This window comes from Candidatus Polarisedimenticolia bacterium (assembly GCA_036001465.1).
GTDB lineage: Bacteria > Acidobacteriota > Polarisedimenticolia > Gp22-AA2 > Gp22-AA2 > Gp22-AA3.
On sequence record DASYUH010000004.1, the window covers coordinates 14746 to 35472 of the forward strand.

20 protein-coding genes are annotated in these 20727 nt (G+C 69.0%); 18 read left to right on the forward strand and 2 right to left on the reverse strand.

Annotated elements, in window-relative coordinates:
- The first annotated feature begins 7 nt into the window (after positions 1 to 7).
- The 4 genes from hslU to VGV60_00395 are packed head-to-tail and all read left to right on the forward strand — an operon-like array spanning position 8 to position 3720.
- Positions 8 to 1357, forward strand: coding sequence for an ATP-dependent protease ATPase subunit HslU (gene hslU, locus VGV60_00380; protein HEV8699712.1), 1350 nt, complete (start codon positions 8 to 10; stop codon positions 1355 to 1357).
- Position 1358: 1 nt separating this feature from the next.
- On the forward strand, positions 1359 to 2531 hold the full coding sequence (locus VGV60_00385; GenBank protein HEV8699713.1) for a hypothetical protein: 1173 nt from the start codon (positions 1359 to 1361) through the stop codon (positions 2529 to 2531).
- Positions 2528 to 3373 (forward strand): diaminopimelate epimerase, encoded by an 846-nt coding sequence (gene dapF / locus VGV60_00390; protein ID HEV8699714.1) that lies wholly within the window; start codon positions 2528 to 2530, stop codon positions 3371 to 3373. The genes VGV60_00385 and dapF overlap by 4 nt, the downstream gene beginning before the upstream one ends.
- On the forward strand, positions 3370 to 3720 hold the full coding sequence (locus VGV60_00395; GenBank protein HEV8699715.1) for a PGPGW domain-containing protein: 351 nt from the start codon (positions 3370 to 3372) through the stop codon (positions 3718 to 3720). Before dapF ends, VGV60_00395 begins: the two co-directional genes overlap by 4 nt.
- Here the strand turns inward: VGV60_00395 and nth are convergent.
- On the reverse strand, positions 3626 to 4411 hold the full coding sequence (nth, locus tag VGV60_00400; GenBank protein ID HEV8699716.1) for an endonuclease III: 786 nt from the start codon (positions 4409 to 4411) through the stop codon (positions 3626 to 3628). The two genes, VGV60_00395 and nth, sit on opposite strands and share 95 nt — an antisense overlap.
- A 295-nt stretch (positions 4412 to 4706) precedes the next feature.
- Between nth and VGV60_00405 the strand changes: the two genes are divergently transcribed.
- The 7 genes from VGV60_00405 (at position 4707) to mpl (ending at position 10125) form a co-directional block, all read left to right on the forward strand.
- Positions 4707 to 5060: a sigma factor-like helix-turn-helix DNA-binding protein gene (locus tag VGV60_00405; GenBank protein HEV8699717.1), complete on the forward strand. Its 354-nt coding sequence runs from the start codon at positions 4707 to 4709 to the stop codon at positions 5058 to 5060.
- 276 nt (positions 5061 to 5336) lie between these two features.
- Positions 5337 to 6185, forward strand: a complete 849-nt coding sequence (locus VGV60_00410; protein ID HEV8699718.1) for a hypothetical protein — start codon at positions 5337 to 5339, stop codon at positions 6183 to 6185.
- A gap of 45 nt (positions 6186 to 6230) precedes the next feature.
- Positions 6231 to 7016, forward strand: a complete 786-nt coding sequence (locus tag VGV60_00415; GenBank protein HEV8699719.1) for a TonB family protein — start codon at positions 6231 to 6233, stop codon at positions 7014 to 7016.
- A gap of 31 nt (positions 7017 to 7047) precedes the next feature.
- The gene (locus VGV60_00420; protein ID HEV8699720.1) at positions 7048 to 7725 is read left to right on the forward strand and encodes a MotA/TolQ/ExbB proton channel family protein; all 678 of its coding nucleotides are present in this window, start codon (positions 7048 to 7050) and stop codon (positions 7723 to 7725) included.
- 6 nt (positions 7726 to 7731) lie between these two features.
- The gene (locus VGV60_00425; GenBank protein HEV8699721.1) at positions 7732 to 8169 is read left to right on the forward strand and encodes a biopolymer transporter ExbD; all 438 of its coding nucleotides are present in this window, start codon (positions 7732 to 7734) and stop codon (positions 8167 to 8169) included.
- A gap of 12 nt (positions 8170 to 8181) precedes the next feature.
- The gene (locus VGV60_00430) at positions 8182 to 8631 is read left to right on the forward strand and encodes a biopolymer transporter ExbD (protein ID HEV8699722.1); all 450 of its coding nucleotides are present in this window, start codon (positions 8182 to 8184) and stop codon (positions 8629 to 8631) included.
- A 60-nt stretch (positions 8632 to 8691) separates the two neighbouring features.
- Positions 8692 to 10125: a UDP-N-acetylmuramate:L-alanyl-gamma-D-glutamyl-meso-diaminopimelate ligase gene (gene mpl, locus VGV60_00435; GenBank protein HEV8699723.1), complete on the forward strand. Its 1434-nt coding sequence runs from the start codon at positions 8692 to 8694 to the stop codon at positions 10123 to 10125.
- An 18-nt stretch (positions 10126 to 10143) separates the two neighbouring features.
- Here mpl and VGV60_00440 read toward each other — a convergent pair whose 3' ends face one another.
- Entirely contained in the window at positions 10144 to 11220 is a 1077-nt protein-coding gene (locus VGV60_00440; protein HEV8699724.1) for a hypothetical protein, read from the reverse strand.
- Positions 11221 to 11472: 252 nt separating this feature from the next.
- Here VGV60_00440 and lpxC point away from each other — a divergent pair, with 252 nt between their 5' ends.
- The 7 genes from lpxC (at position 11473) to VGV60_00475 (ending at position 20720) form a co-directional block, all read left to right on the forward strand.
- Complete coding sequence (gene lpxC, locus VGV60_00445; protein ID HEV8699725.1) at positions 11473 to 12408, forward strand: UDP-3-O-acyl-N-acetylglucosamine deacetylase; 936 nt, start codon at positions 11473 to 11475, stop codon at positions 12406 to 12408.
- A 479-nt stretch (positions 12409 to 12887) separates the two neighbouring features.
- Positions 12888 to 13460: a DUF4390 domain-containing protein gene (locus tag VGV60_00450; GenBank protein ID HEV8699726.1), complete on the forward strand. Its 573-nt coding sequence runs from the start codon at positions 12888 to 12890 to the stop codon at positions 13458 to 13460.
- Positions 13444 to 15678, forward strand: coding sequence for an ATP-binding protein (locus VGV60_00455; protein HEV8699727.1), 2235 nt, complete (start codon positions 13444 to 13446; stop codon positions 15676 to 15678). Before VGV60_00450 ends, VGV60_00455 begins: the two co-directional genes overlap by 17 nt.
- A 76-nt stretch (positions 15679 to 15754) precedes the next feature.
- On the forward strand, positions 15755 to 17119 hold the full coding sequence (locus VGV60_00460) for a sigma-54 dependent transcriptional regulator (protein HEV8699728.1): 1365 nt from the start codon (positions 15755 to 15757) through the stop codon (positions 17117 to 17119).
- Positions 17120 to 17176: 57 nt separating this feature from the next.
- The gene (locus VGV60_00465; protein HEV8699729.1) at positions 17177 to 17584 is read left to right on the forward strand and encodes an Rrf2 family transcriptional regulator; all 408 of its coding nucleotides are present in this window, start codon (positions 17177 to 17179) and stop codon (positions 17582 to 17584) included.
- A 215-nt stretch (positions 17585 to 17799) separates the two neighbouring features.
- A complete protein-coding gene (locus VGV60_00470; GenBank protein HEV8699730.1) occupies positions 17800 to 18567 on the forward strand; it encodes a PHP-associated domain-containing protein in 768 nt (255 codons plus the stop codon).
- An 80-nt stretch (positions 18568 to 18647) separates the two neighbouring features.
- Positions 18648 to 20720 (forward strand): radical SAM protein, encoded by a 2073-nt coding sequence (locus VGV60_00475; protein HEV8699731.1) that lies wholly within the window; start codon positions 18648 to 18650, stop codon positions 20718 to 20720.
- Positions 20721 to 20727: the final 7 nt, after the last annotated feature.

Consider the following 20727-nt stretch of genomic DNA (forward strand, 5'->3'; position numbering starts at 1 on the left):
GTCGGCCATGAGCCCGGGAGCCCAGCTGACCCCCGCTCAGATCGTGGCGGAGCTCGACCGCTACATCATCGGGCAGGACAAGGCCAAGCGCGCCGTCGCGGTGGCGCTTCGAAACCGCTGGCGCCGGCAGAACCTGCCGCCCGAGCTGCGGGACGAGGTGGCACCCAAGAACATCATCATGATCGGGCCCACCGGGGTGGGCAAGACCGAGATCGCCCGCCGGCTCGCCCGCCTGGCTCAGGCCCCCTTTCTGAAGGTCGAGGCCTCCAAGTACACCGAGGTCGGCTACGTCGGCCGCGACGTCGAGTCGATGGTGCGCGACCTGGCGGACATCGCGCTCGAAATGGTCAAGGCGGAGCGCGCGCGCGCCATCGCGCCCGTGGCCCGCGCGCACGTGGAGGAGAGGCTCCTCGACATCCTGCTGCCGGTGGCGCCCGGGCGCGAGGCGCTCGCCGTCCCCGAGGCGCAGGAGCAGTTCCAGCGCACGCGCGAGAAGCTCCGCCAGCAGCTGCGCGAGGGGCTCCTGGAGGATCACCCGGTCGAGATCGAGGTCCGTCAGGATTCCTTTCCGGCCTTCCGCATCTTCGGGGGGAGCGGAATGGAGGAGATGGACATCAACCTGCGCGAGTCCCTGGGCGGGCTGTTCGGCGCCCGCAAGAAGCCCCGCCGCGTGGCGGTGCGCGAGGCGCGCGACATCCTGCAGCTCGAGGAGGAGGACAAGCTGGTCGACCTCGACGCCGCCAAGCGGGAGGCGCTCCTGCGCGTCGAGCAGTCGGGGATCGTGTTCATCGACGAGATCGACAAGATCGCGGGGCGCGAGCGCGGGACCGGTCCCGACGTCAGCCGCGAAGGGGTGCAGCGCGACCTGCTCCCCCTGGTCGAGGGGACCCGGGTGAGCACCAAGCACGGGATGGTGCGCACCGACCACATCCTGTTCATCGCCTCGGGGGCGTTCCACGTCAGCAAGCCGTCCGACCTCATCCCCGAGCTGCAGGGGCGCTTCCCGATCCGGGTCGAGCTGTCCTCCCTGGGGGCGCCGGAGTTCGTGCGCATCCTCACCGAGCCGAAGAACGCCCTCATCAAGCAATACGAGGCCCTCCTCCTGACGGAGGGGATCGAGCTGGTGTTCACCGCCGACGCCGTCCGGGCGATCGCGGAGCTGGCCGCCGAGGTCAACCGCATGTCGGAGAACATCGGGGCGCGGCGGCTGCACACGATCCTGGAGAAGCTCCTGGACACGGTCTCGTTCGAGGCGCCCGAGATGACCGAGAGGAAGTTCACGATCGACGCGGACTACGTGCGCCGGATGCTGGCCGACATCGTGAAGGACCAGGACCTGAGCCGCTACATCCTCTAACGTGCCTCCCGCGACCCGATCCGACCCGCGAGCGCGCAGGAAGCCGGCCCTCGCGGCTCTCCTCGTCGTGGCGGCGGCCGCCTTTCCGGGATGCGGCAAGCGGGGCCCGCCTCTGCCACCCCTGCGCGTCACGCCGCGCCCGGCGCACGACGTGAAGCTCCGACAGACCGGCGCCGAGGTGGTCATCGAGGCGGGCCTGTCCCTCTTCCGGACGGACGGCACGCCGCTCGGACCCGGCGCCTCGGTGCGCGTCCTCCGGATGAGGGCGACGCCGACCCTGAGATCCGGCGTCGTGTCGCCGCGCTACCTCATGGCGATGTTCCAGAAGGAGGCCAAGGTGATCGGGACGCTGACCGGCGCGGCGCTGGAGGAGGCCGCCACGGCGGAGCGGGCGGTGTTCCGCGACACCGGCGCCCTCCCCGAGGCGCGCGATTCGCACGTGACCCGCTTCATGTACGGCATCCAGGTCACGGACGAACGGGGGGAACGGTCGGCCTTTTCGGTGCCGATCGAGATCGAGGTGACCGAGCCGCCGCCGCCCGCCGTCCATCTCAAGGCCACGACCGCCGAAGGGGAGGTGCGCCTCGAATGGGAGTCGGGCGATCCTTCGCGCGCCGGCGAGCTGTACAACGTCTACCGCCGGGCCGCCTCGCAGGAGGGGGAGCCGCGCCTGCCGCTGAACATCCTGCCGATGGCGGAGCGCGTCTACGTCGACACGACATTCCGGTACGGCGAGACCTACCGCTACTCGGTGCGCGCCCTGCCCGCGCCGCCCCCCCCGCTGCGCGAGAGCGACCCCGGTCCCGAGATCGAGGTGCGGCCCCTCGATGTCTACGCGCCCGCGGCGCCGACCGGCCTGGCGGCGACCGTGGAGGGGCCGGTCATCAAGCTCTACTGGTTCCCGAACGGCGAGGCCGACCTGCGCGGCTACCGGATCTACCGCCGGACCGGCAAGGGTGAGTACGAGCGGATCGGAGAGACCGGCGCCACCGAGACGTCGTTCGCCGACGCGACGGCCGGGAAGGGCGTGCGCTATGATTATGTTGTCACCGCGGTCGACGGGGCCGAGCCGCCGAACGAGAGCCCCCGGTCGGAGGCGCAGTCGGAAGCGCTGCCGGCCGACACGGAGAACCCGGATGCCGGCGCCGCGGCGGCGCCGGGGAGACCGAGATGAAACCTCCCGAGATGGAATTCTTCAAGATGTCCGCGGCCGGAAACGACTTCATCCTGTTCGACGACCGTCCGGGGACGCTGAAGCAGGACGCCCTCCCGGACCTGGTGCGCCGCATCTGCACGCGGGCGCTCTCGATCGGGGCGGACGGGGTCATCCTCCTCGGGCCGTCCCGGACCGCCGACGTGCGCGCGACGTTCTTCAATCCCGACGGCCGGCCGACCTTCTGCGGCAACGGCGCGCGTTGCGCCGCGCGCCTGGCGTATCTCAAGGGGATGGCGCCCGCCCGCATGACCGTCGAGACCTCGATCATGGTGCACCGCGCCGAGGTGAAGGGCGCCGACGTGTCGTTCGAGATGCGCGACCCGCAGGGGTTCGACGAGCGGGTTGAGGTGGACGTGGCGGGGGAGCGCATCCGGGGCACGTTCGTGGACACCGGCGTGCCGCACTTCGTCGTCTTCCGTCCGTTCGGGCCGACGGCATCCATCGACGTCCTGGGCCGGGCCCTTCGTGCGCACCCGCGCTTTGCGCCGGCGGGGACGAACGTCGATTTCGTCCAGCCGGCCACGGAGGGGGCGATGGCGATCCGGACCTTCGAGAGGGGAGTCGAGGGGGAGACTCTCGCCTGCGGCACCGGCAGCGTCGCGGCCGCGATCGCCGCGGCCGCGGCCGGGATCGCCCCGTCGCCGGTCGCCCTGCGCACCCGGGCGGGGGCGACCCTCCGCGTGCGGTTCGAGGGGCCGCCGCGCCAGGCGAAGGGCGTTCGTCTCGAGGGGGAGGCCCGCCTCGTCTACATCGGGCAGATGGGCGAGGAAGCGCTCCAGGGCTTCAGCCCCGGGGCATGAGCTTCGGCCCCGGCTGGACGAGCCTCGAAGCGGGCCGGAAGCGCGCCTGGCGCCTGGTCCGGCTGGGAAGCGGCTGGTTCCTGACGGTCGTCGGGCTGGTCCTCGTGTTCCTCCCGGGCCCCGGCATCCTCTTCCTGCTTCCCGGGTTGACGCTCCTCAGCGCCGAGAGCCGGTGGGTGCGACAGCTGCTGCGGCGGGCGCGCGAGCAGCGCCATGTCCGGCGCGCCATGCGCCAGGCGGAGAAGGCTGGTTTCAAGATCGATCCGGGGCCGGACGACGAGCCGCCGGGCGCCTGCGGCCAGCCGCCGGGCGGATCCCCGCCCCCCGCCGCCGGCTCGCCGCCGTGACCCCGGCCTTCCCGGCGGGCTTCCTTCTTCCGCCCCGCCTCTTCCCCTCGCGCCATTCCGCCTCGAGGTGCCGCGAGGGACAGTGCGGGCTCAACGGGCAGGCGGAGCAGCGGGGCAGGCGGGCCTGGCAGACGTAGCGGCCGTGCAGGACCAGGGCGATCGAGGAGAAGATCCAGTCGTCCCTGGGGATGACGGCCATGAGATCGCGCTCGATCTTGACCGGATCGCTCTCGCGCGTCAGCCCGAGCCGTTGCGCCACCCGGGCGGCGTGCGTGTCGACGACGATCCCCGAAGCGATGCCGTAACCCGCCCCCAGCACCACATTGGCCGTCTTGCGCCCCACACCGGGGAGCCGGGTCATCTCGTCCATCGTCCGCGGCACCTCCCCGCCGTGCCGATCGACCAGCGCCCGCGAGGTGGCCTTGAGGGCCCGCGCCTTGGCGCGGAAGAAGCCGGTCGATCGAATCACCGTCTCCAGGTCGGCGACGTCGGCGCGGGCGAGGGCGGCCGCATCGGGCCAGGCGCGGAACAGGGATGGGGTGACCAGGTTGACTCGCGCGTCGGTGCACTGCGCGGACAGGATTGTGGCGACGAGCAGGCGGAAGGGGGAATCGTGGTCGAGCTCCACCCGCGCCGCAGGGCGCGCCCGGTGCAGCGCCTCCAGAATGTCGGCAACCCGGTGGTTGTCCATGGGCCTTTCCGCAGGCCGGCATGCTACCGGAGCGGGAACTGACCTGTCAAAAAGTCATGGTGTCGCCTTGGTGCGTCAAAAAGGCGGGAATGGCAGGACAGGCGGGGGGCCGGGCCCGACTCCGCGATGGGGGCCGGATCATGCCGCGGTAGCCGGATCGGCCCGAATTCCTGGGAGTTCGGACCATTCGTGCCGACCGGGCGCTGAATCCGGCCCGCGCAGGAAGCCTCGGGCCACCCTCCTCGGGGCGCTGGCAGGGAAGTTGCTTAGAGGGAAGCAGTGAAAGGAGGTCGTCATGTGGCGTCAACTGCTCCCGCACGCAACCAGCTTTGATGATTTCATCTCTCCGAACGAGGAAACGCGTCTCGAGGCATTCATCTCCGATCCCGATTCCTTCCGCCAGGAGCGGGAGATCCTGCGGGCCGAGGTGGACGGTATCGTGAAAGGCGCTCTCCGGCAGCTTCCGGCGCGCGAGCGCTACATCCTCGAGAGGCGCTTCGGCATGCGCGACGGCAGTGAACTGACGCTCGAGGCCGTGTCACGCATCCTCAAGCTCAGCAAGGAGCGGGTCCGGCAGCTGGAGCGGGAGGCCCTGCTCAAGCTGCGCCTGTCCCTGGAAGGGATGCGCAGCCAGCTGATGGGGGCCTGACCTCCCGGGTCCGATAGACGACGCAATCGGGGCCGCCGCGCCATTGTGGACGCGGCGGCCCCATTTGTCTTTGGGCCCGGCCACGGCGGCTGCCAGGGGTGCGGGGAGAATGCAGAGGCAAGTCGCCGGGGAACGCATCGCCCTCTTGCGTCCCTTGGCAAATCGGGTAGGATCGCGTTAATATGCCGCCGGCCCGGCGGGGACGCCGGACCGTCCGCATGACAAGTCGAACGGGATCGTGTGCGGCGCGCCGGTTGCGCCGCGAGAGGGAATAGGATGCGCACGGATCGCCTGGCTGTGGTGCTGGCCCTGTCGGCCCTGCTGCTGTCCGGCACCGGCTGCCAGGGCACGGTGGATCACCTGAGGGCGAATTTCGCCGCCAAGCAGGGGAACGACCTGTACAAGGCGCAGGATTTCCAGAAGGCCACCGAGTGGTACCGCTACTCGCTGTATCTCAATCCAGAGCTGCCGATCGCCTATCACAACGCCGGCCTCGCCTACATGGCCCTGTACAAGCCGGGGTCGCACCACCCCAAGGACGTGTATTACTCCCAGCAGGCGATCGATCACCTGCAGCGCTACCTCCGCTTCGAGCCGGACGACGAGGACGCGAAGAACCAGATCCTGACCGTCTTCCTGCAGGCCGAGCGCTACGACGACGCCGCCAAGTTCTTCGAAGCCGAGGTGAAGGAGCGCGGCAGCGATCCGGTGGTGGCGGCCAGGCTGGCCCAGGTCCTGGGGATGATCTACGCCAAGAAGGGGGACTTCGAATCGTCGCTCGAGTGGTACAAGAAGCGGGCCGAGATCGAGAAGGACAATCCGGAGGCCCTCTACACCATCGGGGTCCTCTGCTGGGACAAGGTGTACCACGCGGGGATCACGATGGAGATGGACAAGCGCAACGAGATGACCGAGATGGGCCTGGACTATCTCAAGCGGGCGGCCGACCTCCGGGAGAACTACTTCGAGGCGACGTCCTACATCAATCTCCTCTACCGCGAGAAGGCGAAATCGGCGGCGCAGATCGGGAACAACGACGACTTCGTGAAGTACACGCAGGAAGCGGACAAGTTCATGAGGCAGTCGCTCGAACAGCGCAAGAAGGCGATGGTCAAGAAGGGATGATCGGACCGGGGCGCCCCCGGGCGCCCCAAGCCGCCGCGGGAGACGGTGCCGCCGCGGACGCGAGGTGAGCCGTTGTTCGACTCGATGGTCTTCTCCACCAGGCAGAAGCGCAGGACGCGTCGCTGGCTGACGGTCCCGACGGCCCTGATCCTCCATGCGGTGGTGTTCGGCGGCCTCATCGTCGCCTCGTTCATGACCGTGGAATCGGTCCCGCCCCCTCCGATCACCATCTCCTTCGTGGCCGCGCCGCCCCCGCCGCCGCCCCCGCCGCCGCCCCCCGCGCGGAAGAAGAAGTCCGAGGTGAAGCCGAAGGAGATCCCGAAGCCGACGGAGCTGGTTCAGCCGAAGGTCGTCCCCGAGGAGAAGCCGGTGCCGATCACCGCCCCCGAGGAGGACGCCGGTGAGGACGAAGGCGTGGACGGCGGCGTGGAGGGGGGCGTCGAGGGGGGCGTGGTGGGCGGCGTGGTGGGCGGCGTCGTCGGAGGCGTCCTCGGCGGCATGCTCGGAGGGGTCGACGGGGGCATGCTGGACCAGCCGCTCTACGCCGGCATCGGCGGCGTGAGCAATCCGGAGATCGTCACCAAGAAGCAGCCGGCCTATCCCGAGATCGCTCGCAAGGCGAAGGTCCAGGGCCAGGTCATCCTGCAGGCGATCGTCCGCAAGGACGGCACCGTGGGGGACATTCAGGTGCTGCGCTCGCCCGGATCCAAGTTCGGCTTCGACGAGGCGGCCATCGCCGCGGTGAAGCAGTGGCGCTACAAGCCGGGCCTGCAGAACGGCAAGCCGGTCGACGTGTACTTCACCATCGTCGTCGATTTCGTGCTGCAATGAAGGAAACGCAACTCAAGGAGGACAGGCGCTCATGATGGGGCATGGAGTTTGGGACATCTGGATGCAAATGGGGTTCCTGGCGAAGACGGTCGCCATCTTCCTGATCGTCATGTCGGTCTACTCGCTCGGGCTGTTCATCGAGCGGTTCATGCTGTTCCGGGCCGCGAAGAAGCAGTCGATCGAGTACCTGCCGGTGGCGACCAAGGCGCTTCGTGAAGGGAACTACAAGCTGGCGGTCGACGCCTCCAAGCGGTTCAGCAAGAGCCATCTGGCGAAGGTCCTGGCGGCCGGCCTGCAGCAGTTCATGTTCGAGAAGGCGGAAGAGCCGTCGCACGACGCGGTGGAATCGGTGCGACTCGCCGTCGAGCGCGCCGCCGCCCTGACCACGGCGGAAATGAAGCGCGGGCTGGGCGGCCTCGCGACCATCGGCGCCACCGCCCCCTTCGTCGGGCTGTTCGGGACGGTCGTCGGCATCATCAACGCCTTCACCGGCATGGCGGCGTCCGGATCGGGCGGCATCGGCGCGGTCTCGGCCGGTATCGCCGAGGCCCTGATCACGACCGCCGTCGGTCTCGCCGTGGCCATCCCGGCGGTCTGGATGTTCAACTACTTCCAGGGCCAGGTCGAGTTCTTCGGCATCGAGATGGCGAACTCCTCCTCGGAGCTGGTCGATTTCTTCCTCAAGCGGCAGAGCCAGGGGACCAAGTAGATGTCGATGAACGTCGGCGGCGGGGCGGGCCTCAACTCGGACATCAACGTCACTCCGTTCGTTGATATCTGCCTGGTGCTCCTGATCATCTTCATGGTGGTCACGCCGATGCTGCAGGAGGGGGTCACCATCAACCTGCCGTACGCCAAGAAGAGCACGAAGCACGAGGACGACGAGTCGCACGCCATCGTGGTGGCCGTCAAGACCGAGAAGAACGGCGAGCAGACCATCTACGTCCAGAAGAAGCCCATCCCGCGCGACCAGTACCAGGCCGAGATGACCGAGATCCACGATCGCATGTCCGACAAGAGCGTGCTGATCAAGGCCGACCGCGAGATGAAGTATGGCGACGTGCGCAAGGTGATGATCGAGACGAACCAGGCCGGCTTCGAGACGGTCTCGCTGGTGACCGAAAAGAGCCCCGGCCAGGAATCAGAGGAGTAAGAGGACCCCGCCATGGCGATGAACCTCGGTACCACCGGCGTCAAGTCGGACATCAACGTCACACCGTTCGTGGACATCGTCCTGGTGCTCCTGATCATCTTCATGGTGGTCACGCCGATGCTCAGCCGGGCCCATGACCTGGCGGTGCCGCCCAAGGCGGAGGCCGCGGATCCGGTCGAGCTCCAGGCGGCCGAGCAGCTCATCATCAGCGTCAGGGGACCCGACACGGCGCCCCGGGTGTTCCTGAACCGCGACGAGGTCCCGAACGGCAAGGACGGCGTCCAGAAGATGATCGAGGACCTCATGAAGGGCCGGCGCGAGAAGGTCGTCTTCTTCCAGGCCGAGAACGAGATCGGCTACCAGTACGTGATCGACGTCATCGACGCGATCAAGGCCGGCGGTACCGAGAAGATCGCCCTGATCACGGACGAGTCCCTGGACGTGACGCAGGGCGGCCAGTAGCCGCTCCTCACCTCTTTCCGAAATCGCCGCCAGGCGGCGGAGCCCGGAGGGACACTCCCGATGGTCCCGCCTCAGAACAGCCTCCCGGTCCGGCGCATCCACCTCATCGGCGTCGGCGGCACCGGCATGGGCTCGCTCGCCGGCCTGCTCGCCGACGCCGGCGCCGACGTGCGCGGGTCCGACGAGTCGGTGTACCCGCCGATGAGCACCATGCTCCGTGACAAGGGGATCAAGGTGCTCGAAGGGTACAGCGCCTCGCACCTCGACGACCGCCCCGACCTGGTGATCGTCGGAAACATCGCCACGCGCCAGAACCCCGAGGCGGTGGCGGCGGTCGAGCGCGGCATCCCGTACCTGAGCATGCCGCAGGCGCTGGGGCGGCTGTTTCTCGAAGGGCGTCATTCGATCGTGGTGGCGGGCACGCATGGCAAGACGACGACCTCCGCCCTCATGGCCTGGGTCCTGTCGGCGGCGGGGCGGGACCCGTCGTTCCTGGTCGGGGGGGTCCTCTCGAATTTCGGCCGGTCGTACTGCCTCGGGCGCGGCGAGGACTTCGTGCTCGAGGGGGACGAGTACGAGACCGCCTATTTCGACAAGGGACCCAAATTCCTGCATTACCGGCCGCGCAGCGTCATCCTGACCTCGGTCGAGTTCGACCATGCGGAGATGTACCCGGACCTCGCCTCCGTGAAGCAGGCGTTCCGCCGCCTGCTCGAGCTGATCCCCCCCGACGGACTTCTGGTCTACTGCGCCGACGACGCGAACGTGCGCGAGGTGTTGTCCTCGGCGCGCTGTCGCTGCGTGCCCTACGGCTGCGGCCGCGGCGACGGCTGGCGCGGGCACGTCAGGTCCAGCGGGCCGGAGGGAATGGAGTTCGAGGTGACCCTGGACGGCGTCCTGTTCGGAGTGTTCCGGTCCCCGCTCACCGGCCTGCACAACCTGCGCAACATCCTGGGGGTGGTCGGGGTGGCGCACGCCCGCGGGGTCCCGGCGCAGGCCATCGCCCAGGGACTGTCGACCTTCTCCGGTGTGAAGCGCCGGCAGGAGGTGCGGGGCGTCGCCGCCGGGGTCGTGGTCATCGACGACTTCGCGCACCACCCGACGGCGGTGCGGGCGACCCTGCAGGCGATGCGCGACCGCTTCCCCGGAAGGAGGATCTGGGCCGTATTCGAGCCGCGCACCAACACCACGCGTCGCAGCGTCTTCCAGGAAGAGTACGCGCGCAGCTTCGACGACGCCGACCGCATCGTGCTCGCGGCCGTCGACCACCCCGAGCGCGCCCCGGAAGGGGAGAGGTTCTCGGTGGAGCGCCTGGTGGCCGACCTCAAGGGGCGCAGGAAAGAGGCGGACTACATCGCGACGGTCCCCGAGATCGTCGCCCACGTCGCCCGGGAGGCGCGCAGCGGCGACGTCGTCCTCGTGATGTCGAACGGCGCGTTCGGGGGGCTGCACCAGAAGCTGCTGGCGGCCCTGGGGGCGCCCGGCCCCTCCTGACACCCGTGACGGACGACGTCAGTTGCCGAGCAGTCCGGGGTCGCCCTGCGCCAGCAGGCGGACCAGCTCCTGCTTGAAAAAGTCGTTCGGTCCCGCAGTCAGCGCGGGGAAGCGCGACGCGAACGCCTGGCGGCTGCGTTCGATCTCCGTCTGCAGGCGCGCGTAGAGATCGTGGTGCCGCCGCCCCTGGACGACCGCGGCCTCGTTGTACAGCAGGAGCTCCGACACCAGGAGGTGGGCGAAACGGCGGGCGTCCGCCTGGCGGCGGCGCTCTTCGTCGCTCAGGCCGTCGTCCGCCGAGGGGCTTCGCAGGCTTCCCCCGAGGTCCGAGAGGATCGCATGCAGCTCCGCCTCCTCCGGCGGGGCCGGAGCGCCCGGGCCGGCCGTCTCGGGCGACACGCGGTGACCGATCGACGCGATCGCTTCCACCGTCGCCGCCCGGGCCCGGCGCTGGGGCGCACCCAGCCTCTCCATGGCCAGGCCGGCCATACGAGCCACGATCTCGAATCCCAGGGGGTCGCCGTGCTCGGCGGCCGTTCCCGTGTCGCCGAACAGGACGGCAACCGGCCGCCCCCGAACCAGCACCGGAACGGCGCACGAATCACCGGAGGCGAGCCCTCCCAGCGCGGTCTGGATCTCCCTGCCCGCCCCCTGCGGCCCGGAACGGATCGCGACCTGGGCCGAGACGGCGCGCGCCAGGATATGATCCCCGGACGCGCTCAACGACACCCGCGCCAGATTCTCGCTCCGGAAGCCCCCCTCACCCAGAAATCCCAGGCCGGCCCAGCCGGCGAGCGTCCCCCCCTTGACGATGAACAGGGCCACCCTCGGGTAAAAGGCCGCCCCGGCGTCGATCAGGGCCGAGAGGATCTCGCGCTGCGTCTCGCGCCGGGTGATCGACTCGACGGCGTCGCGCAGCGCCTGCATGCTGGCCGCCCCGCCCGCGGCGCCCCACTCACCCGGAGTGAGCGGGAAGCTGAGAGGCTCGGAGACCGCCCCCAGCACCTCATCGAGGGCGAGACGCAGCCGCTCGACGCGATCTCGCAGGATGCGGTTCGCTTCCCCTTCGACTCGGTCCCTGAGCCGTCCGCTCATGTCCCGGGTAGATACCACAGCGGGTCGTCCCAGTCAAACCGGGACCGCGTGGCAACCATGCCACAGGGTCCTGTGGCTTTTCTGCGATTCCGCTCGACACGGCTTTCGGGCAGCGTGCGCCAGGTCACGTCATAACTCATTTAATATAAGTCATTTAGAAAATACTCCCCCGTCGGCATCGTCATGGCACAGGGGGTGCAATAGGTTCCTGCCGTTGTGGTGGTCTGATTCGAGGACTCGAGGAGGGGACGCGTGGCCGAGAACCAGAAGACCCTGGCGGCTCGGGTCGACATCGAGGGAATCGCTCTCCATTCCGGAAAGCGGATCACGCTGCGCATCCTGCCCGCCGACGCCGATCACGGCATCGTCTTCGTCCGCGTCGATCTGGGCCGCACCGAGATTCGCGCGTCGCACCGTCACCTGGGCGCCAGCAACTATTCCACATCGCTCCGCCTGGGGTCCGTGGTGGTGGCGACCGTCGAGCATCTGCTGTCGGCCCTGCACGGGCTGGCGATCGACAACGCCCGCATCGAGCTCGACGGTCCCGAGGTCCCGATCCTGGACGGCAGCGCGCGCCCGTTCGTGGACCGGATCCGGGAAGCAGGCATCCGGAGTCTGTCCAGGCCCCGGCGGTTCCTGACGCTGACCCGCCCGGTGCGTGTGCGGTCCGGCGAGCGCGAGATCCTGGCCATCCCGGACAACGTGCTGCAGGCGACCTACGCGATCGACTTTCCGCATCCGGTCATCGGCTACCAGATGGTCGCCACCGAAATCGACGAAGAGACCTACATCGAGTCGATCGCCCCGGCGCGCACCTTCTGCCTGCTGCGCGATGTGGAGGCGATGCGGCGCGCCGGCCTGGCCCTGGGGGGATCGCTGGACAACGCCCTGGTGGTCGGCGACGGCGGCGTCCTGAACGGCTCCCTGCGCTTTCCTGACGAGTTCGCCCGCCACAAGGTCCTCGATCTGGTGGGCGACCTGGCCCTTCTGGAGGCGCCGCTGCGCGCTCACGTCATCGCCTTCAAGGGCGGGCACAACCTGCACGCCGCGCTGGTCGCGCAGATCATGGCCAGCCGCTCGACGTGGGCCCTCGGCACCTCCGACGATCTCCTGCCGGACGCACGGGTCGCCGAGTTTGCGCACCTCAAGGACGCCTTCCTGCCGCAGCCGGCAGCCCAGGCGCGCTAGCACCCCCCCCACCGACCATTGCGCTGAGCCCTCTCCATGTCCGAGCGGCGGGCCGGAGCGGGTTGCGGGGCCGTGGCTCATGCTCGCTCGCGAAGCGGCTTCGAGACCACCTCAGACGCATGGCGCGGCTCGAAATCGCCACGTCCCCGCAGCCCGCTCCGGCCCACCACGCACCTACGGCGATCCCTCATCGCACGGCTCCGTGGTCACGTCCTGGATATCCCCGGCTGACAAGGGGAGGGGATCTTCAGCCACAGGTGGCGGGCCGCGGCGGGTTGCGGCGATTTCGAGCCGCGCCATGTGTCCAAGAGGGCCACGCCGTGTCCCTCGCGAGCGAGCATGAGCCGCAACCCGCCGCGGCCCGCCACCCGTGACTGAAGGGGCCCGGCCCTTGCCACCCCCGGGGCTCTCCGATAGACTGCCGGTTCCGGAAGCGGCGCGTCCCGCCGAGGGCCGCGCTCCTTCACCCCAAGCGAGGCATGAAGGCGAGCATCGGTCTGCCGACGGTCTGCCTGATCTCCGGTCTGTGCGCGGCGCCGGTGCTGGCCGGCCCCGCGCTGGCGCACCTGACCGCGCAGCGCCAGGGTGACAGCTACGTGGCCTCCTGCCGGCTCGAGGGGGGGCTCACTCCGGACGTCGAGGAAGAGATCGAAGCCGGTCTCCCGAAGACCATCGAGTTCCGCCTGCAGGTCTACCGGCGGCGCACCGCGTTTCTGGACCAGCTCATCCTGAAGCGCAGGATCGAGTGCACCGTCCTCCGTGACACCCTGACGCAGCAGTACACGCTGACGCGCCGCGTGGATGGCGAGCTCCAGGAGTCGCAGGTCACCGACGCGCCCCCGGTGATGCGCGCCTTCATGACGGCCCTCGACGGCGTGCCGCTCGTCCGCGCCGACGGCCTGGATCCGGAATCGGAGTACTACCTGAAGGCCAAGGCGGGCCTGGGTGGCCTCGTCTTCCGTTTTTACCTGATCCCATGGCCGAACGACACGGGCTGGGAGCGGGTCCCGCTGGGTCCGCAGGGGGGGAAGAGCGTTGGCCCGAAGCCCTGATCCTCCGAACCGCGCGCCGGTCTCCCGCATCAGGGTCGATCGCCTGGTCCGGTCGAGCATTCTGGTTCTGCTGCTGGTGTTCCTTGTCGGGTCCGTCCTGCTGCGCAAGGCCACCCATTTCTCGTGGATCTACATCACCAATTCGGTCCTCCTGTCGTCGCTGTTCCTGATCAACGCCATCCTGATCCTCACCCTCGTGACGCTCCTGATGCGCAACCTCATCAAGGCGCTGGTGGAGCGCCGGCGCGGCATCCTCGGATCGCGGTTCAGGACCAAGCTGGTCTTCTCCCTTCTGATGCTGTGGCTGCTCCCCTCGATGATCATCTTCTGGGCCGCGCTGCACCTGATCCAGAGGAGCGTCGACCGCTGGTTCAATGATCCGATGGACCGGCTGACCGACGCCTCGCAGCAGATTGTCGAGACCTATTACGGCGACGCCCGGAAGCGCGGTGCGGCGTTCGCGGCCGAAGTGGCCCGTCGGCTGGAGGAAGGAGGACAGGCGGTCCCGCAGGCGCGCGCGGGCATTCATGAGGCCCTGGGAGTCCTCCTGCGCGAGTACCACCTCGATCTCGTGGCCCTCGACGCGGGGCGCGATCCCCCGTTTCTCGTGGTCGACCCGCACGTGCCCGCCACGGGGGATCTGCGGGAGATCCCGGCCAACCTCCGGCTGCAGGCGTTCCGCGGCGAGCCGTTCACGTGGATGTCGGAGTACCGCGGCGGGATGCTCATTCGCTGCGGCCACCCGGTGCGCGCCGGAGGGGAGGGGGCGCCCCAGGCCGTGGCGATCGTCGGCATCTTCGTGCCGCGCGACCTCGCGCGGCTGGCGGCGTACGTGTCGCGCAGCAACGAGGACTACCGCCAGATCCGCGCCCAGAAGGGGTTGATCAAACGGATCTACATCCTGGTGTTCGCCCTCATCACCCTGGTGGTCCTGTTCTCGGTCACGTGGATCGGTCTCTACCTGGCCCGCCGCATCACCGATCCGATCCAGTCGCTCCTGCACGGGACGCGCGAGATCTCCTCGGGCAACCTCGAGCACCGGGTCGAGGTCGACGCGGGAGACGAGCTGGGGATCCTGGTCGACTCGTTCAACCGCATGACCGCGGAGCTGAAGGCGGGGAAGGAGACCATCGAGCGGCGCAACCTCGAGCTCTCGGCGAGCAACCGCGAGCTGATGGAGCGCCGGCGGTACATCGAGACGCTTCTGGACAGCGTCACGGTCGGCGTCGTGTCGAGCGATCGCGAAGGTCGGGTCACCACGGTCAACCGCGCGACGCTGCGCCTTCTGTCGCTCGACCCCGCGGCGGGCCTCGTCGGCCGGCCTTTGAAGGACCTCCTGCCCCCGGAGGGGAGCCGGGCGATCGAGGATCTGGTCGCGGAGGCGCTCTCCGGCGGCGGGCAATCGGCCGCGCGCGGACTCGAGCTGTCCATCGCCGGCAAGACCTGCTCCCTCGCCATCAGCGCCACGTCCATGCGCGACGAGGCGGGCAATCCCATCGGCGTCCTGCTCGTTCTCGAGGACCTGACCGACCTGACGCGGGCGCAGAAGATCGCCGCCTGGCGCGAGGTGGCCCGCCGCCTGGCGCACGAGATCAAGAACCCGCTGACTCCGATCCAGCTCTCGGCGGAGCGGATCCGGAAGAAGTATGCGGAGCGCGGCGGCGGACTGGATGAGATCGTGGAGGAGGGGACCGCGGCCATCGTGCGGGAGGTCGCCACGCTCAAGAACCTGGTGGACGAGTTCACCCGGTTCGCGCGCCTGCCGGCGCCGCACCCCGTCGCCACCCGCATCGAGGAGGTCATCGCGGCGTCGCTCTCCCTCTACAACGGGGTGCATTCGAAGGTGACCATCCGGCCGGTGTGCGACCCCGGCCTCCCGCCGGTGCTCCTGGACCCCGACCAGATCAAGCGTGTCCTGGTGAACCTTCTCGACAACGCCGTCGAGGCGATGGGTGGGCAGGGGACGGTCACGGTCGAGGCCCGGCGCGATCCGTCGGGCGCCGTCCGTCTGGAGGTGGCGGACGACGGCCCCGGAATCCGCAAGGAGGACCGCGATCGCCTGTTCCTGCCGTACTTCTCGACGAAGAAGAAAGGGACCGGCCTCGGCCTGGCCATCGTCCACCGCATCGTCTCCGATCACCACGGGCGCATCCGGGTCGAGGACAATGCGCCGCGCGGCGCCCGCTTCGTCATCGAGCTGCCGGCCGCCGCGGCGTGACGGGGCCGGCGCGGCCGAGGGCCCGGGCGACGGCGCCGACGGCTGCTAGAATGGGGAGGCAGGCCCCGGAGGCGACATGGCCAAGGAGCGGGTCCTCGTCGTCGATGACGAGGAGGGAGTGCGCAACTCCCTGCGCAACATCCTGAAGGACGAGAGCTACACGGTCGACGTGGCGGAGTCCGGGGAGCGCTGTCTGCAGATGGTGCGCTCGGTGCCGTACCATGCCGTGCTGCTCGACGTGTGGCTTCCGGGACGCGACGGCCTCTCGATCCTGGAAGACGTCCTGGCGCAGCCCTACCCGCCGCGGGTCATCATGATCTCCGGCCACGCCGACGTCCCCCTGGCCCACCGGGCCGGGCGCCTGGGGGCGTTCGACTTCATCGAGAAGCCCCTGTCGCTCGAGAAGGTGGCCCTGACGCTCCGGAACGCCGTGGCCGACAAGAAGAAGGACGAGCGCATCCAGCAACTGCGCGAGCAGCTGCAGGAGAGCGTGACGCTCATCGGCGACAGCCGCCCGATTTCGGATCTCAGACAGCAGATTGAAGTCACCGCCCCCACCAACGGGCGCGTGCTGATCTTCGGCGAGAACGGCACCGGCAAGGAGCTGGTGGCGCGCGCGGTCCACGCCCTGTCGGAGCGCCGCGGCGAGCCGTTCGTCGAGATGAACTGCGCCGCCATCCCGGAGGAGCTGATCGAGAGCGAGCTCTTCGGCCACGTCAGGGGCGCCTTCACCGGGGCGACCGAAGGCAAGCCGGGGCGGTTCGTCCTGGCGGACGGCGGCACGCTGTTTCTGGACGAGATCGGCGACATGTCGCTGCGCACGCAGGCCAAGGTGCTGAGGGTGCTGCAGGAGCAGGCATTCGAGCCGGTGGGCGGAACGACGCTGCGCGTGGACGTCCGGGTGATCGCGGCCACCAACAAGGATCTCAAGGCGGAGATCGCCGCCGGCCGTTTCCGTGAGGATCTGTACTTCCGCCTCAACGTCGTGCCGCTGCGCGTGCCGCCGCTCCGGGAGCGCGCGGAGGACGTCCCGCCTTTGGCGCGGCACTTCGTGGAGCAGTTCTCGCGCGCCTACGGGCGCGTCAAGAGGCTCGCACCCGACGCCGTCGCCGCGCTGCAGGAGTATCGCTGGCCCGGAAACGTGCGCGAGCTGAAAAACGTCATCGAGCGGCTGGTGATCCTGGCCCCGGAGGACAGCATCGGCCTCGCGGACGTCCGCCGGATGATGGGGCCGGACTCGGCCCCCGTGCCCGACGCGTTTCGCGGCGCTCCGTCCCTGCGGGAGGGGCGGGAGAACTTCGAGCGTCAGTTCATCCTGAGCCGGCTCCAGGAGGCGGGCGGGAACGTCGTGCGCGCCGCCGAGCTGCTCGGCCTCGAGCGTAGCAATCTGTACCGAAAAATGCGCGCCCTGGGCATCCGCGGCGGCGATCTGAACTCTTGACAACTCCTTGCCCGTCTGCTACATACATACGCGACGGGTGCAGAACACGGGGTGCGCATGCAGCTGACCAAGGGCGTCGAGTACGGCATCGAGGGGATCCTGTACCTGGCGCGCCGTTGCGACGATGAGCCGGCGCTGATCCGTGAAATCTCGCGCGCCACGGCGATTCCCGAGACGTTTCTCTCGAAGATTTTCCAGAGGCTAGCGATGCACGGCATCATCCGGTCCCGCCGCGGCTTCCGCGGGGGCTTCCGGCTGGCCCGTCCGGCGGGGCGGATCTCGCTCCGCGAGATCGTCGAGGCGGTCCAGGGCCCGATCGAGTTCCATCGCTGTCTCGATCACTTGAGAGCGCGCGGCAGGCGCCATCGCTGCCACGTGCGGCGCGTGTTCAGAAAGGTCCAGAGGAAGGTCGCCTCCATTCTTGAGCAGACCACATTGGAGGACATCCTGCAGGCGACCTCATAGACCCCGTCGCGGAGGGCTTTTCTTTGGCGTCTTCCAGACCAATCGGGTCTGATTCGTCCGGCCGGCACAATCCTCCGGGGTCCTCCGGCCCGATCTGCCGGGTCGATCTCCATCTGCATTCCCGCTACTCCGGCGCGGGCCATCTGCGCGCCCGTCGTCTTCGCGGTGAGCTGGCGGAGCCCGCGGTCCTCTATCGAGCGGCGCGCGCCCGCGGCATGGATCTCGTCACGCTGACCGACGTCGATACCCTGGACGGCTGCCTGCGGTTCCTGGACTCGCATCCCGGCGCCACCGACTTCTTCGTTTCGGAGGAAGCGTTCGCCGTCGAGCCGGTCACGGGGGCCGCGGTCGGCATCCTGCTCTTCGACATCGACGAGGCGCAACACCGGGAGGTGCGGCGCCTGAAGGGTGACCTTCACGACGTCGCCGCGTACGTGCGCTCGGAGGGCATCCTGGCTTCGCTCGGGTCGCTCCTCGGCGTGCTCGAGGCAGGGGGCCGGGACCAGCTGCTGCGGGACATCATCCTGCTGTTCGATCGACATGAGATCCGCAATGGCGCCGAAGGGCGCGCCTGCAACGACCTGATGACGCGCCTGGTGCAGGAGGTGGCGGCGGGGAGGAGCTTCGGGGTCACGGCGGGGAGCAACGCCCATATCGCGGCGCGGGCGGGCCGGACGGCCACCCTGGCGCGCTGCCGGGGCCGGGAGGAGTTCCTCGGCGCCCTGCGGAGAAACCAGACATGGGTCACGGGAGACCACGGGCGCGTGTGGGGCGCCCTCTCCGAGGTCGTGAAGAGCGTCCCGCTCCACCGGGCGGCCGCGCCGCTACTGGACCACTGTCTGAGGCGCGCCCGGAGAACGGCGAGCGCCCGGCGCACCCGCCGGCGGCTGGACAAGGTCGACGTGCAGAAGTTTCAGGAAAAGGCCAGGTCGTACGAACCGTCGAGACGCGGGGGGACCCCGCGGACGGACGAAGCGCGCTGAATTCCGGCAGGGGCAGGACGCATCGCCATGCAGCGCGCGGCTGGATTCAAAACGAACGCAGTGAGCAAAGAGGAGCGCATATGAGCCAGGCTGTGGCCCGGATCGATGAGAGGACCGAATCCGGGGCGGGCGTCCGCCCGTCCCCGACCGTGACAACTCCCGCTCCCGGGCCGTCCCGGGCGCCTCAGGCGCCACGCCCCGGCAGACCCAAGGGCTTCGGCCGGTACCTCCGTCCCGGCGTCCTGGCCGGCATGGCCCTCAAGGGGGCGGCTCACGTCGCCTGGCACGTCTTTCAGCCGCTCAATCGCCGGCTGCCCTACGGCGTCAAGCAGCCGAAGTGGGCCCCGGCACCGCTCATGAAGAGCAAGGACCGGACCTTCCCGCAGCTGGGGTTCCCTCGCACCACCGACTCGCTCTGCCCGCAGTGCGTCAAGGACGTCCGCGAGACCATCCTCAAGGGAGAGACGGACTGGCGCGTCCTCCTCGACGGGAAGCCGGGCGAGATCAAGGCGCGCATCGTCGAGCGGGACGGACAGATCTGGATGGAGAAGGAGTGCCCGCGGCACGGCCGCTGCGAGGACCTGATGGCGATGGACGCGGACTTCCTGCGCCGCATGGAGCGGCTCTACCCGGGGCGGGACTTCCGCATGGCACCGGACCCGTTCCACAATCACGGGTCGTCCACCATCAAGTACGGCCGGGGGGCCGTGCTCACCGTCGACCTGACGAACCGCTGCAACATGATGTGCAATCCGTGCTTCATGGACGCCAACCAGGTGGGATACGTGCACGAGCTGACCTGGGAGGACGTCAAGCAGATCCTGGACAACTCCATCAACGTGAAGCCGCGGCGCCAGATGTCCGTCCAGTTTTCCGGGGGGGAGCCGACGCTGTCGCCGTACTTCCTGGACGCCGTGGCGTACTCCCGCAAGATCGGCTACAACAGTGTCCAGGCGGCCACGAACGGCATCCGCTTCGCGCAGGACATCGATTTCGCGCGGCGCGCCAAGGCGGCGGGATTGCGGCTGTGTTACCTTCAGTTCGACGGCGTCACCAACGAAGCCAACAATCACCGCGGGGTCGGCAACCTGTTCGACGTCAAGAAGCGGGCCATCGAAAACCTGAAGACGGCCGGGATCGACGTCACCCTGGTCACCACCATCGTCAACACGATCAACGACCAGCAGGTGGGGCCGATCATCCAGTTCGCCATCGACAACATCGACAAGATCAACGCCGTGTCGTTCCAGCCCGTGTCGTTCACCGGCCGGGACGAGGACATCGACGACGAGACGCGCAAGCGGCAGCGCTACACGCTGTCCCACCTGGCGCACGACGTCAAGAAGCAGCTGGGCTACACGGAGCCGATGCGCGACTGGTACCCGCTGTCGGCTTCGGGCCCGTTCTCCGACCTGCGCGACCAGCTCGAAGGCATGGAGTCGGAGTGGGGCTCCCTGAAGTGCGGCTGCCATCCGAACTGCGGCGTCGGCACGATGCTCCTGGTCAATCAGACCACCCGCACCGCGGTGCCGTTCCCCCAGATCCTCGACACCGATCGGATTCTCCAGGACCTCAAGGTCATCAACGACACGAGCCGCCCGAAGCCGCTCATCGTCTTCCAGTTCGTCCTGTCGGTCCTGCGGAACGCGCGGTTCTCCGAGATGCCCGAGGGCATGAACCTCTGGGAGATGATGAAGATCATCGACGGCCACAACGGCGGACGGCTCGGCCTGGCCGAGCGGTCACGCTACAACTGGCGCATCATGATGGTCGCCGGGATGTGGTTCCAGGATCTGTTCAATTACGATTTCCGGCGCACGGAGATGTGCATCATTCCGTACGCCACGCAGGTGGGGGAAGTCTCCTTCTGCGCCTACAACACCGGCGTGGGCTGGAGGCAGATCGTCGAAAAGATGTTCTCCAGTCACAGCACCGCCCAGTGGTTCAAGGAGAAGGGGCGCCACCCGATCTTCGCGGCCGGCAAGCACGTCCCGCTCGGACCGGGCCCGGAGACCGAAGCGGCGATCCCGGTGGTGTCGGAGATCCAGGCCCCGGGACGGAGCGCCCCCGTGTCCGTCGGTCCCGCTCCGGCGGTCCTCCACGCGGCCTCGGGCGAGGCGGCCGGCTGCGGCACGGGGTGCGGCTGCCACTGATCGCGCG

Bases quoted from the DNA above. Each gene is read 5' to 3' on its own strand.
- hslU (HEV8699712.1), top strand. From the start codon at position 8: ATGAGCCCGGGAGCCCAGCTGACCCCCGCTCAGATCGTGGCGGAGCTC.
- dapF (HEV8699714.1), top strand. From the start codon at position 2,528: ATGAAACCTCCCGAGATGGAATTCTTCAAGATGTCCGCGGCCGGAAAC.
- VGV60_00395 (HEV8699715.1), top strand. From the start codon at position 3,370: ATGAGCTTCGGCCCCGGCTGGACGAGCCTCGAAGCGGGCCGGAAGCGC.
- nth (HEV8699716.1), bottom strand. From the start codon at position 4,411: ATGGACAACCACCGGGTTGCCGACATTCTGGAGGCGCTGCACCGGGCG.
- VGV60_00405 (HEV8699717.1), top strand. From the start codon at position 4,707: ATGTGGCGTCAACTGCTCCCGCACGCAACCAGCTTTGATGATTTCATC.
- VGV60_00410 (HEV8699718.1), top strand. From the start codon at position 5,337: ATGCGCACGGATCGCCTGGCTGTGGTGCTGGCCCTGTCGGCCCTGCTG.
- VGV60_00420 (HEV8699720.1), top strand. From the start codon at position 7,048: ATGATGGGGCATGGAGTTTGGGACATCTGGATGCAAATGGGGTTCCTG.
- VGV60_00425 (HEV8699721.1), top strand. From the start codon at position 7,732: ATGAACGTCGGCGGCGGGGCGGGCCTCAACTCGGACATCAACGTCACT.
- VGV60_00430 (HEV8699722.1), top strand. From the start codon at position 8,182: ATGGCGATGAACCTCGGTACCACCGGCGTCAAGTCGGACATCAACGTC.
- mpl (HEV8699723.1), top strand. From the start codon at position 8,692: ATGGTCCCGCCTCAGAACAGCCTCCCGGTCCGGCGCATCCACCTCATC.
- VGV60_00440 (HEV8699724.1), bottom strand. From the start codon at position 11,220: ATGAGCGGACGGCTCAGGGACCGAGTCGAAGGGGAAGCGAACCGCATC.
- VGV60_00450 (HEV8699726.1), top strand. From the start codon at position 12,888: ATGAAGGCGAGCATCGGTCTGCCGACGGTCTGCCTGATCTCCGGTCTG.
- VGV60_00460 (HEV8699728.1), top strand. From the start codon at position 15,755: ATGGCCAAGGAGCGGGTCCTCGTCGTCGATGACGAGGAGGGAGTGCGC.
- VGV60_00465 (HEV8699729.1), top strand. From the start codon at position 17,177: ATGCAGCTGACCAAGGGCGTCGAGTACGGCATCGAGGGGATCCTGTAC.
- VGV60_00470 (HEV8699730.1), top strand. From the start codon at position 17,800: ATGGATCTCGTCACGCTGACCGACGTCGATACCCTGGACGGCTGCCTG.
- VGV60_00475 (HEV8699731.1), top strand. From the start codon at position 18,648: ATGAGCCAGGCTGTGGCCCGGATCGATGAGAGGACCGAATCCGGGGCG.